General features: G+C 73.0%; 9 protein-coding genes. 8 read left to right on the forward strand and 1 reads right to left on the reverse strand.

The window, feature by feature from the left end; translation table 11 throughout:
- The 6 genes from FIP57_RS19065 to solA are packed head-to-tail and all read left to right on the forward strand — an operon-like array spanning position 1 to position 6,334.
- Positions 1-1,032, forward strand: coding sequence for an ABC transporter permease (locus FIP57_RS19065; protein WP_203231345.1), 1,032 nt, complete (start codon positions 1-3; stop codon positions 1,030-1,032).
- Positions 1,029-1,931, forward strand: coding sequence for an ABC transporter permease (locus tag FIP57_RS19070; protein WP_148575131.1), 903 nt, complete (start codon positions 1,029-1,031; stop codon positions 1,929-1,931). The genes FIP57_RS19065 and FIP57_RS19070 overlap by 4 nt, the downstream gene beginning before the upstream one ends.
- Positions 1,931-2,911: an ABC transporter ATP-binding protein gene (locus FIP57_RS19075; RefSeq protein WP_148575132.1), complete on the forward strand. Its 981-nt coding sequence runs from the start codon at positions 1,931-1,933 to the stop codon at positions 2,909-2,911. Before FIP57_RS19070 ends, FIP57_RS19075 begins: the two co-directional genes overlap by 1 nt.
- A complete protein-coding gene (locus FIP57_RS19080; RefSeq protein WP_148575133.1) occupies positions 2,908-3,987 on the forward strand; it encodes an ABC transporter ATP-binding protein in 1,080 nt (359 codons plus the stop codon). Before FIP57_RS19075 ends, FIP57_RS19080 begins: the two co-directional genes overlap by 4 nt.
- Positions 3,988-4,022: 35 nt before the next feature.
- A complete protein-coding gene (locus tag FIP57_RS19085; protein ID WP_203231346.1) occupies positions 4,023-5,177 on the forward strand; it encodes an aromatic ring-hydroxylating oxygenase subunit alpha in 1,155 nt (384 codons plus the stop codon).
- The gene (gene solA / locus FIP57_RS19090) at positions 5,174-6,334 is read left to right on the forward strand and encodes an N-methyl-L-tryptophan oxidase (RefSeq protein ID WP_148575134.1); all 1,161 of its coding nucleotides are present in this window, start codon (positions 5,174-5,176) and stop codon (positions 6,332-6,334) included. The genes FIP57_RS19085 and solA overlap by 4 nt, the downstream gene beginning before the upstream one ends.
- Positions 6,335-6,341: 7 nt before the next feature.
- Here solA and FIP57_RS19095 read toward each other — a convergent pair whose 3' ends face one another.
- The gene (locus FIP57_RS19095; RefSeq protein ID WP_203231347.1) at positions 6,342-6,947 is read right to left on the reverse strand and encodes a TetR/AcrR family transcriptional regulator; all 606 of its coding nucleotides are present in this window, start codon (positions 6,945-6,947) and stop codon (positions 6,342-6,344) included.
- 80 nt (positions 6,948-7,027) lie between these two features.
- Here FIP57_RS19095 and FIP57_RS19100 point away from each other — a divergent pair, with 80 nt between their 5' ends.
- Together FIP57_RS19100 and FIP57_RS19105 are read left to right on the forward strand one after the other, a co-directional pair.
- Positions 7,028-8,254 (forward strand): aromatic ring-hydroxylating oxygenase subunit alpha, encoded by a 1,227-nt coding sequence (locus tag FIP57_RS19100; protein WP_148575135.1) that lies wholly within the window; start codon positions 7,028-7,030, stop codon positions 8,252-8,254.
- Between the two features lie 150 nt (positions 8,255-8,404).
- The coding region (locus FIP57_RS19105) for a fibrinogen-like YCDxxxxGGGW domain-containing protein (RefSeq protein WP_148575136.1) at positions 8,405-12,513 on the forward strand (4,109 nt) is incomplete at its 3' end.

Genomic DNA, 12,513 nt, shown 5'->3' on the forward strand with positions numbered 1-12,513 from the left:
GTGAGCGCCACCCTGGTCGCCGCGGGCGGCTCCACGCCGACCCTCCGGAGACCCAGCTACGCCAAGTACGTCGGGGGTCGGGTGCTCGGTGCCCTCGGGAGCCTGGCCTTCGTGCTGGTCGTGAACTTCTTCCTGTTCCGCGTGCTCCCCGGTGACCCGGCCCGCACGCTGGGTCGGGGGAGGTTCCGCACCGAGGAGCAGCTGGAGGCGTTCCGGGCGACGTACGGGCTCGACCAGCCGCTGCCCCAGCAGTTCCTCACCTTCCTGAAGAACACGCTGACCGGCGACCTCGGCGTGTCGCTGCGCTACCGCGTGCCGGTCTCGGAGCTGATCCTCGACCGGCTGTGGCCGACGCTGCTGCTGGTCGGCACCTCGACGCTGCTCGCCACGATCATCGGCATCTACCTCGGCATGGTCAGCGCCTGGAACCGCGGCAAGACCGTCGACCGGGTGTGGACCGGCAGCACGCTCACCCTCTACTCCATGCCGGAGTGGTGGCTGGGGCTGCTGCTGATCGCCACCCTGGCGGTCGGGTTCGGGCCGGTCCCCGGGATGTTCCCGACCGGTGGGCTGCACTCGGTGGACGCCGATCCCGGCACGTTCGGCTACGTCCTCGACACCGCCTGGCACCTCGCGCTGCCGGTCACCACGCTGACGCTGGCCTACCTCGCCGACTACGCGCTGATCATGCGCTCGTCGCTGCTCGACGAGATCGGCGAGGACTACCTGGTGACGGCCCGGGCGAAGGGGTTGCGCGACCTCCAGGTCCGGCGCCGCCACGCGGTGCCCAACGCGCTGCTGCCGACGACGACGCTGGTCGCGATCAACCTCGGGTTCGTGGTCTCGGGGGCGATCACGATCGAGACGATCTTCTCGATCCCGGGGCTGGGGCTGCTGGCCACCGAGGCGCTGAGCATCCCCGACTACTGGGTGCTCCAGGGCGTCTTCCTGGTCGCCTCCGCGGCGGTGATCCTCGCGAACCTCCTGGCCAACCTGCTCTACGGCCTCCTCGACCCGCGGGTGCGCACATGACGACGACCCCGCTCTCCGCCCGGCAGATCGGCCGGCGCCGCCGGAACGAGGCGCTGCGCCGCACCTGGGCCGAGTTCCGGAGCCACCGCTCGGGGCTGGTCGGTCTGGTGGTCCTCGGTGGCTTCATCCTCGTGGCGCTGCTCGCCCCGGTGCTCGCCGACTCCGACGGGCTCTCGGTGACGCGCGCGACCGGCGGGGTGCTCGAGGGGCCGTCGGCGGAGTTCCCGCTCGGCACCGACGACAACGGCCGCTCGGTGCTGACCCTGCTGATCTGGGGCGCCCGGATCTCGCTGTTCGTCGGGCTGCTGGCCACCGCGATCTCGATGGTGATCGGCACCCTCGTCGGGCTGACGTCCGGCTTCTTCGAGGGGTGGCCGGGCCGGATCCTCTTCCGGCTCACCGAGTGGTTCCTGGTGATCCCCTTCCTGCCGCTCGCGCTGGTGCTCGCCAGCGTGCTCGGCCGGTCGCTGCTCAACATCGCCCTGGTGATCGGGGTCGCGAGCTGGCCCGGGACCGCGCTGCTGATCCGTAGCCAGACGCTGTCGATCAAGGAGCGGCCCTACCTCGACCGGGCCCGCGTCCTCGGCGCCGGCCGGTGGCACCTGATGTCGCGCCACGTGCTGCCGAACGTCATGCCGATGGTCTTCGCCAACACGACGTTGACGGTGGCGATCGCGATCCTCACCGAGACCACGCTGAGCTTCCTCGGGCTCGGCGATCCCACACGCGTCTCCTGGGGCTCGATGCTCGACGACGCGTTCACGGTCGGTGCGATGACCACCGGTGCGTGGTGGTTCATCGTCCCGCCCGGCGTCTGCGTGGTGCTGGTGGTCCTCTCGTTCACCCTCGTCGGGCAGGCGCTCGAAGAGGTCGTCAACCCGCGGCTGAGGAGACGGTGATGGGCGCGTTGCTCGAGGTCCGCGACCTCACCGTCAGCTACCGCACCAACGAGGGGCCGGTCCCCGCGCTCCGCGGCGTCGACCTCACCGTCGAGGCCGGCGAGGTGCTCGGGGTCGCCGGCGAGTCCGGGTGCGGCAAGTCGACCCTTGCGAGCACCGTCCTGCGACTGCAGCCCAAGGACGCCACGGTGGGCGGCGAGGTGCTGGTCAACGGCTCCGACGTCCTCACCCTGGGGTGGGGCGACCTCCGCGCACTCCGCTGGGCGGAGGCGTCCATCGTCTTCCAGGGCGCGCTGCACTCGCTCAACCCGGTCCGGCGGATCCGCGACCAGATCGCCGAGCCGATCCTCGTGCACGACCCCGGCACGTCGGACGACGAGGTGGAGAGGCGGGTCGGGGAGCTCCTCGAGCAGGTGGGGCTCCCGCGTGCCCGGAGCCGCGCGTACCCCCACCAGCTGTCGGGCGGGCAGCGGCAGCGCGTGATGATCGCGATGGCGCTCGCCTGCCGCCCCAAGCTGGTCGTCGCCGACGAGCCGACGACCGCGCTCGACGTGATGGTGCAGGCGCAGATCCTCGACCTCCTCGGCGGGCTGGTGCGCGACCTCGACCTCGGGATGGTGCTGATCAGCCACGACCTGTCGGTGCTCTCCGAGGTCTGCGACCGGGTGGTCGTGATGTACGCCGGACGCGTGGTCGAGCTCGGCGCCGCCGCCGAGGTCTTCGACGACCCGCTGCACCCCTACGCGCAGGCGCTCACCGGGGCGTTCCCGCGGATCGGCGACCCGCGGGCCCGCTACGCCCCGGCCGGGCTCGCCGGGGACCCGCCGGACCTCCGCACGCTGCCGGACGGCTGCTCGTTCGCGCCCCGGTGCCCGAAGGCCGTCGACGCGTGCCGGACCGCCGAGCCGCCCCTCGTGACGCCGCCGGGCGCGGCGCCGGGCCGCCGGGCGGCCTGCATCCGGGCGGGGGAGCCGGCATGACCGGGGTCGAGGAGAGCACGGCCTCGCTGGAGGCGCGCGGGGTCGTCGTCGAGTTCGCGACCCGCGGCGGCACGATCGCCCGCGCGCTGGACGGCGTCGACCTCACCGTCGGCCGCGGCGAGATCGTCGCGGTGGTGGGGGAGTCGGGGTCCGGGAAGACCACGCTGGCCCGCACGCTGCTGGCGCTCGAACGGCCCGTGGCCGGGTCGGTCCTCGTCGGCGGCACGCCGCTGCCGCACGGCACCGCGGCGCTGCGCGCGTTCCGGCGCACGGTGCAGATGGTGCTCCAGGACGCGTCCGGTTCGCTCAACCCCCGGCAGACCGTCTACGAGTCGGTCGCGGAGGGGATCCGGCTGCACCGGCTGGCCGGCGACGAGCCGGGCACCACCGAGGCCGACCTGGTGGCGGGCGCGCTGTCGGACGCCGGGCTGCGGCCGCCGGAGCAGTTCTACCTGCGCTACCCGCACGAGCTGTCGGGCGGCCAGCGCCAGCGGGTGCTGATCTCCGGCGCCCTCGCGCTCCGCCCCCAGCTGCTGGTCGCCGACGAGCCGGTGTCGTCGCTCGACGCCTCGATCCGCGGGGAGATCCTCGCGCTGCTGCTGAGGCTCCGTGACGAGCTGGGGCTGGGCGTCCTGGTGATCACCCACGACCTCGGGCTGGCGTGGAACATCGCCGACCGGATCGCGGTGATGTACCTGGGCCGCGTCGTCGAGGCCGGCACCACCGAGGAGGTGCTCCAGGCCCCGCAGCACCCCTACACGCAGGCGTTGCTCTCCGTGGTCCCGGAGACCCGCCGGCTCGAGCCGGTCGTGCTCACCGGCGAGGTCCCCGACCCGACGAACATCCCGTCCGGCTGCCGGTTCCGCCCGCGCTGCCCGGCGTACGCCGACGGGGCACCGGACGGGGAGGCCGCCCGTGCGGGCGTGGCCGAGGCCTGCCGGACCGTCCCGCTCGAGGTGCTCCCCGCCCACTCGAGCGACGCCGGCCGCGACCACCTCGTCGCCTGCCACCTGCGACGCCCCGGCGCCAGGCTCGACACGACCCCGAGCGCGGTGGGAGGATCGTCTCCTAACTGACTGGCGAGTCAGTAGCGGCTGCGAGAGGAGGCGCCGTGGTCGAGTCCCTGCAGGCCGCGCTCCCCAAGGAGCTGTACGTCGATCGCGACGCCTGGGCCCACGAGCGGGAGGTCGTCCTCCTCGGCGAGTGGTTCTGCGTGGGCCGGCGCGACGACCTCGGCCTCGACGACCCCGGCCGGCTCGCCGTGGTCGACGTCGTGGGGGAGTCGGTGATCGTCACCAGCGACGAGGAGCGTCGGCTGCACGCGGCGTACAACGTCTGTCGCCACCGGGGCTCCCAGCTCGTGGAGCCCAGCGGCGACGAGCCGGTGCTGTGCGCGGCGTCGGCGATCCGCTGCCCCTACCACTCGTGGACCTACGCCCTCGATGGCTCGCTGCTCCGCGCCCCGCACGCGGAGATCGACGACCCGGAGGCGTTCCGGCTCAACGCGGTCGGGGTGGAGTCGTGGGGCGGCTTCGTCTTCGTGCACCTGACGCCGGGCTCGGCCGTGCCGCTCGACGACACCGTCGGCAATGCGTCGCGGACGCTGGCCAACTACGGGCTCGACGACCTCGTGACCGGGAGCGTGCTGACCTACGAGGTGGCCGCCAACTACAAGGTGGTGCTCGAGAACTACAACGAGTGCTACCACTGCGGCCCGGTGCACCCCGAGCTGACGCGGCTGGTGCCGTCGTTCGGCGGAGGTGGTCGCGACATCGACTGGGACGGCGGGGTCCCGCACCGCGACGGGGCCTGGACGTTCACGTTGACCGGCACCACCGACCGCCGTCCGTTGCCCGGGCTGAGCGAGACGGAGCGGGTGCGCCACAAGGGCGACCTCGTCTACCCGAACCTCATGCTCTCGGCGTCCGCGGACCACGTGGCGGCGTTCGTGCTGCTGCCGACCGCGGTCGACCGCACGACGATCGTCTGCTCGCTGCTCTTCGACGCCGACGAGGTCGCCTCGCCGTCGTTCGACCCGTCGGACGCCCGCGACCTCTGGGACCTGGTGAACCGGCAGGACTGGGCGGTCTGCGAGTCGGTGCAGCGCGGGATGTCGTCGCGCGGCTACACGCAGGGGTGGTTCGCACCGATGGAGGACTGGAGCCTCGACATCCGCCGCTGGCTGCTGCCCCGGCTGGGAAGACGCGACGGCTCGGCACCTCTCGAGCGTGAAGATGCGACGGCTCGGCGGGAGGGGGCACGGTGAGCGAGAGGTTCGACCACGCGGTCGTGGGGCTCGGTGCGCTGGGCAGCGCGGCCGCGATGGAGCTGGCCCGGCGGGGACGGTCGGTCGTCGGGCTCGACCGGTTCGCCCTCGGCCACGACCGGGGCGCCAGCCACGACACGAGCCGGATCCTGCGGCACAGCTACCACACCCCGGCGTACGTGCGGCTGACCCAGGAGGCGTACGCCGACTGGGCGCGGCTCGAGCGCGACAGCGCGACGTCCCTGGTGACCACCGTCGGCGGGCTCGACCTCTTCCCGCCCGACGCGGCGATCGCGCCGAAGGAGTACGTGGAGTCGCTGGAGGCGGTCGGCATCGACTTCGAGCAGCTCGACGCGCGCGAGGCCGCCGCCCGGTGGCCGGAGTTCCGGCTCCCCGAGGGGACGCTCGTGCTGCACCAGCGCGACGCGGCGATCGTGCCGGCGGCCGTCGGGACGGCGACGATGCAGCAGCGGGCCGCCTGGCACGGGGCGGTGCTCCGTCCCGAGTGCCCGGTGACGGAGCTGGCTGACACCGGCGGGGGAGTCCGGCTGAGGACACCAGCCGGAGACGTCGAGGCCGGCTCGGTCGTGGTCTGCGCCGACGCCTGGGTCAACGACGTGCTCGCGGGGGTCGGGGTGGAGCTGCCGCTGGAGACGACGCTGGAGCAGGTGACCTACTTCCGGCCCGAGGACGCGTCGCGCTTCGCGCCGGAGCGCCACCCGCTGTGGATCTGGATGGATGACCCGAGCTACTACGGCTTCCCCTGCTACGGCGAGCCGACGGTCAAGGCGGCGCAGGACTGCGGCGGTCCGACGGTCGACCCCGACGCCCGGACCTCCGAGCGGGACGAGGCGATGGAGGAGCGGCTCGCCGACCACGTGCGCCGCGTGCTGCCGGGATCGGGGGACCCGGTGCGGTCGCTCCGTTGCCAGTACACCCTGACCCCCGACCGCGACTTCGTGCTCGCCCCGGTCCCCGGCCACGACTCGGTGGTGGTCGGGCTGGGTGCCGCGCACGGCTTCAAGTTCGCCCCGACGTTCGGCCGGCTCCTCGCCGACCTCGCGGTCGAGGGCGACACCACGGTGGACGTGACGCCCTTCCGGCTGGACCGTCCGGCCCTGACCGACCCCGACTACGCCGCCCACTGGTTGGTGTGACGTGACCTCAGCGCAACAGCTCCCGGTCGAGGTCGAGCTCGTCGGCCAGCGCGTCGCCGACCCAGCGACGCAGCTCGGCACGGCTGCCCTTGCCGTGCACGACGTTGCCGACGGCCAGCCCGTCGGCGAGCCCCACCACGCGCGTCACCGTGCCGCGGGGGTCGTCGCAGCGGAAGCTGCCGGCCGCCACGCCTTCCTCGATCAGCTGGCGGAGCACGGTCTTCCAGCGCCGGTCGAGAGTGCGGAGCACCGTGCGGATGCCGGGGTCGCGCAGGGCCACCGCCCACGCGTCGATCCACAACCTCCAACCTGGTGCGCTGCCGGTCGGGCCGTACTCCTTCATCGCCCGGCGCAGCCGGTCCACCGGGTCCGTCCCGCGGGCGACCGCGGCGTCGAGCCGGTCGAGGTCGCGCTGCACCGCGTAGGCGAACGCCTCGGCGAGCAGGGCGTCCTTCGTGCCGAAGTGGTAGAAGACCAGCGCCGGGCTGACACCGAGCGCCTGCGCCACGTCGGCGACCCGGGTCGCGGCCAGGCCCAGCCGCTCCACCTGCTCGAGCGTCGCCGTCAGCAGCTCCTCGCGCCGCACCTCGACCTTGCGCCGCCGCCCCGTCACCGCCGCCCTCCCATGGGCACCCACCCTAGGGGTCCGGGACGCCACCGCCCGGGTCCCGCGCGCCGTCCGAGAGGAGTGTCATGACCAGCACCAGCGAGACCCGCACGAGCACTGGTCCCACCACCGGCCTGAGCCCGCTCGACGTCGTCCGCGCCGCGGTGGCTGTCGAGGCGGCCGCCGAGGGGGAGCCGCAGCAGATGCTGCCCGCCGAGGCCTACACCTCGCCCGAGGTGCTCGCCTGGGAGCGCCGCCACCTGTACGCCGGGTCGTGGACCTGTCTCGGCCGGGTCGACGAGCTGCTGCCGACCGAGGGGAAGCCGACGACGCAGCGCGCGGTCATGGTCGGCGACGTGGCCGGGCTGCTGGTGCGCGACGGCGCGGCGGAGCAGGGGACCGTCCGGCTCTTCGCCAACACCTGCCGGCACCGCGGCCACGAGCTGTTCGGCGGCGAGGAGTCGTCGCAGCGGCGGAGCATCACCTGCCCCTACCACGCCTGGAGCTACGCCCTGGACGGGTCGCTGATCGCGGCGCCCGGGTTCCGCGCGGTCGACGGGTTCGTCGCCGAGGACCACGGCCTCGTCGAGCTGCCGGTCCACCTCTGGGGCGGGTGGGTGTTCGGCCACGCGCTGCACCCGCTCGGGTCGCCCGAGGTCCCTTCGTTCACCGAGCACCTCGGCGAGCTCGACCGGCTGCTGTCGCCGTACGGACTGGGCTCGCTCGTGGTCGCCGAGCGGCACACCTACGAGATCGCGGCGAACTGGAAGGTGGTCGCGGAGAACTACCACGAGTGCTACCACTGCCCGCTGATCCACCCCGAGCTCTGCCAGGTCTCGCCGCCTGACTCGGGCGACAACTACGACCTGCCCGGCGCCTGGGTCGGGGGGTCGATGGTGCTGCGCGACGGGATGGCGACGATGTCGCTCACCGGCGAGCTCGTCGCGACGCCGTTGCCCGGCGTCGACCCGAGGAAGGTGGAGTACCTCCACCTGCTGCCGAACCTGCTGGTCTCGGCGCACCCCGACTACGTGATGGCGCACCGGCTGGTCCCGCTCGCACCCGGCCGCACCTGGATCGAGTGCTCGTGGATGGTGCTGCCCGGCCCTGACGGCGAGGTGCCCTCGGCGGCGGGCGCCGCGGAGTTCTGGGACATCACCAACCGGCAGGACTGGGGCGCCTGCGAGTCGGTGCAGCGCGGGCTGGCGAGCCCGCACTTCCACCCCGGGCCGTTCGCCCCCAACGAGGACGCGGTGGCGCACCTGGTGCGCACGCTGGGGCGGGCCTACCGCACCGGGCGGCTCGTCCCGTAACGCCCGGGTCGAACGTCCCCAATGCTTGCTAATGCGCCTTTCACTATGTCGCTTTGGGGATGAACGCGGCTACTGTGCACAGGACCGGTGGGGACCGGGACCTGGGGATGTCGACCGGCGCCGTCGAGGGCGCCTTGGGGGTAATGACGCATGCGTCGTGCAGCGATCTGGGGGATGACCGCGCTCGTGGGCGGGCTCGTCGTCGTGCCGGCGGGAGCCGGCCAGGCGGACGTGCTGCCTGCGGAAGCGGGGCTGAGCGCCGCGACCGCGGCCGGCTCCTGCTGGGAGATCAAGCAGCTGCGACCGACGGCCGCCGACGGGGCCTACTGGCTGCTGACACCGTCGATGAGCGAGCCGCAGCAGTTCTACTGCGACATGACCACCGACGGTGGCGGCTGGGTGCTCGTCGGCAAGGGGCGCAGCGACTGGACCACCGACTACGAGGGCAAGGGGAACCCGAGCGCGCTGCTCACCCCGGACACCTCGCCGATGGGTCACACCACCCACCAGCTCTCCTCCGAGGCGATCGACGAGCTGCTCGACGGCGGCCGCGTCGACGCGCTGTCGGAGGGCGTGCGGATCCGCCGGGCCCGGAACACCACCGGCACGCAGTGGCAGGAGGTCAGGCTGCGGTTCCAGCAGAAGGACGGCTGGAGCTGGACCTTCGGCGCCGAGCACCGGCTGGCCGGCTGGTCGTTCGACGGGTCGAACGGCACCGGCGGCACCGCCACCTCCTTCGGATCCAACCAGAGCTACAACCGCGTCGTGAACACCACTGACGAGGCGAAGGGCTACAAGCTCGGGTTCGCCTACGGCAGCAGCGTCACGGGCTCGTCCGCCACCTCGTCGTACCTCTGGACGGCGAGCGAGGGCGGTCGCGGCGCGTTGCCCTACGCGCAGGTCTTCCTGCGGCCCCGGATCACCTCGGGTGACAGCGACTTCCGGGCGATCCCCGACGCGGGCACCGCCGCCGACGAGCGGCCGCAGAGCCTCCGCTCGGCCGCGATGGTCTCGCCGTGGGGCGTCACCGGCCTCGCCGGCAATTCCAGCGTCGAGGGCAACGTCGAGGTCCAGGCGTTCACCGAGTCCGGCGGCAAGATGTACGTCGGCGGCAACTTCCGCTACGTCCAGCGCGACGCCAACGGCACCGGCCGCGTCGAGCAGCCGTTCCTGGCCGCGTTCGACGTCGCCACCGGTGAGTGGGTCTCGTCCTTCCGGCCCGAGCTCGACGAGCAGGTCGACGCGCTCGCCACGCTGCCCGACGGCACGGTCGTCGCGGGCGGCACCTTCACGCGCGCCAACGGCGCCACCGTCGGTGCCCTGGTCGCGCTCGACCCGGTGACCGGCGCGACGCGCACCGACTGGAACGCCGGCGCGGAGAACCGCAACAGCGCCGGGGTCCGGGTGCGCGACCTCGAGGTCCGCGACGGGTGGGTCTACGTCGGCGGCAACTTCACGCACCTGTACGGCGGCCCGAACGGTGTCGCCCGCTACGCCCGCATGCTCGGCCGCGTCGCGGTCTCCAACGGCAGCGCGGCCGCCGGCTGGAACCCCAACCTCAACGGCACGGTCGTCGACACCGACGTCTCCGACGACGGGACCCGGATCTACGCGGCCGGCCACTTCAGCGCCTCCAACGGCTCGCCGGCCCGCAACGTGGTCTCGGTCGACGTGGCCACGGGCACGCAGTCGAGCCCGGCCTGGACGCCGACCTGGAGCACCAACTGGGCGACCTACCAGCAGGCGGTGGCCGACGTCGGAGACCGCGTGTACGTGGGCGGCTCCGAGCACAGCCTCTTCGGCTTCTCGACGAGCACCTTCCAGCGGCTGACCGGCTCGATCACCAAGGACCACGGCGACTTCCAGGCCGCCACGGTCGACGACCGGGGGCTGCTCTACGCGGGATGCCACTGCGCTGACTTCAGCTACGACAACGCCTACGGCTGGCCGACGCTGACCTCGGGCTGGACCGAGGCGCACTCGATCGGCTGGTTCGGCATCTGGGACGGAGCGACCGGGGCGCGCCTGCCGCACTTCCGGCCGACCCTGAACATGCGCTCGGGCTCCGGCATCTGGGCCCTGCAGGTCGACTCGCTCGGCAACGTCTGGGCCGGCGGCGACATGACGACCGCGCAGACCACGCAGGGCAACCGGTGGTCCGGAGGCTTCGCCCGGTTCACCCGCAGCGACTCCACCGCGCCGGGCCGGCCGACCTCGTTCCGGGTCACCGCGCAGACCGACTCGACCGTGTCACTGGCCTGGAACACCGTGTCCGACGCCGGGGGCGGCGTCCGCTACCAGGTGCTCCGCGACGACCGGCCGATCGGGTCGACCACCGGCAACACCGGCTCGATCACGGTGCCGCGCGGCGGCGAGGACCGGTTCTTCGTCCGCGCGATCGACGGCAACGGCAACATCGGCGCGAGCACCTCGGTGCTCTCGCTCGACGCCCCGCCGGCGAACACGCCGCCGACCGCCGCGTTCACCGCGACGATGGACGGGCTCGACGGCTCCTTCGACGGCCGCGGCTCGACCGACGCCGAGGGCCCGATCGCGCAGTACGCCTGGGACTTCGGCGACGACTCGACCGGCTCGGGCGCGGTCGTGACGCACAGCTACGCCGAGGGCGGCACCTACACGGTGACGCTCACCGTGACCGACGCGGAGGGTGCCACGCACAGCACCACCCGGCAGGTCGTCGCGGAGGCGCCGCCGACCGGTGAGCCCGGCGACCGGACCGTCGTGCCGGAGGGCTCCTCGTGGCGCTACCGCTACGCGCCGGGCGCGCCGCCGGCCGGCTGGAACACCCCCGGGTTCGACGCCTCCGCGTGGGACCAGGGCAACGCGGTCCTCGGCTGGGGTGCGGCGTCGGTGCAGACCGACATCGACGACTTCGCGACCACGTCCGACCGGCCCCTGGCGTCGTACTTCGTCCGCTCGTTCGAGCTGGCCGACGCCTCGCGGGTCACCAGGATGGTGGTCGACACGGTGGCCAACGACGGCGTCGTCGTCTACGTCAACGGCACCGAGGTGGCCCGGTCGAACATGCCGGCCGGCACCATCACCGAGCGGAGCTACGCGTCCTCGGCCCGGCGTGAGAACGTCGCGCTGGCGAACCCGGTCGTCGTCGAGGTGCCCGTCGGGCTGCTCCGCAACGGCACCAACGTGATCGCGGCCGAGACCCACGTGAACTACCGCGGCACCCCCGACGTCACCTTCGACCTCTCGGCGGTCGTCACGGAAGGCGAGGGCCCGGGTGAGGACCCGGGTGAGCCCGGTGGCGAGGAGACCTCGGTGGTCGTCCCGTCCGACGCGCAGTGGTCGTACCGCTACGAGGCGGGGGCGCCGGATGCCGGGTGGAACACCCGGACGTTCGACGCCTCGGGCTGGGACTCCGGCAACGCGGTGCTCGGGTTCGGTTCGACCGACGTGGACACCGACATCGACGAGTTCGCGACGAACGCCGAGCGGCCGTTGGCGGCGTACTTCACCCGGTCCTTCCAGGTCGACGACGCCTCGGCGGTGACGGAGCTGGTGATCGACGCGGTCGGTGACGACGGAGTGGTCGTCTACGTCAACGGTGTCGAGGTGGGCCGGGAGAACATGCGTGACGGTGAGGTGACGTTCCGCAGCTACGCGGCCTCGTCGCGGCGCCGCACCGTGGCCCAGCAGTCGCGGCTGGTGGTCGAGGTGCCGACGAACCTGCTGGTGGACGGCCGCAACGTCGTCGCCGCGGAGACGCACCTCAACTACCGGGGCACGCCGGACATGTCCTTCGACCTCGAGGCGACCATGACGACCGGCGGCGACGGCGGCGACGGCGGCGACGGCGGTGGCGGCACCGAGGAGAGCTCGGTGGTCGTCCCGTCCGACGCGCAGTGGTCGTACCGCTACGAGGCGGGGGCGCCGGACGCCGGGTGGAACACCCGGACGTTCGACGCCTCGGGCTGGGACTCCGGCAACGCGGTGCTCGGGTTCGGTTCGACCGACGTGGACACCGACATCGACGAGTTCGCGACGAACGCCGAGCGGCCGTTGGCGGCGTACTTCACCCGGTCCTTCCAGGTCGACGACGCCTCGGCGGTGACGGAGCTGGTGATCGACGCGGTCGGTGACGACGGGGTGGTCGTCTACGTCAACGGTGTCGAGGTCGGCCGGGAGAACATGCGTGACGGTGAGGTGACGTTCCGCAGCTACGCGGCCTCGTCGCGGCGCCGCACCGTGGCCCAGCAGTCGCGGCTGGTGGTCGAGGTGCCGAC

The sequence above is a fragment of the Nocardioides caldifontis genome, assembly GCF_008087345.1.
GTDB lineage: Bacteria > Actinomycetota > Actinomycetes > Propionibacteriales > Nocardioidaceae > Marmoricola_A > Marmoricola_A caldifontis.

Coding starts and splice junctions, on each gene's coding strand:
- FIP57_RS19070 (WP_148575131.1), top strand. CDS start 1,029: ATGACGACGACCCCGCTCTCCGCCCGGCAGATCGGCCGGCGCCGCCGG.
- FIP57_RS19075 (WP_148575132.1), top strand. CDS start 1,931: ATGGGCGCGTTGCTCGAGGTCCGCGACCTCACCGTCAGCTACCGCACC.
- FIP57_RS19080 (WP_148575133.1), top strand. CDS start 2,908: ATGACCGGGGTCGAGGAGAGCACGGCCTCGCTGGAGGCGCGCGGGGTC.
- FIP57_RS19100 (WP_148575135.1), top strand. CDS start 7,028: ATGACCAGCACCAGCGAGACCCGCACGAGCACTGGTCCCACCACCGGC.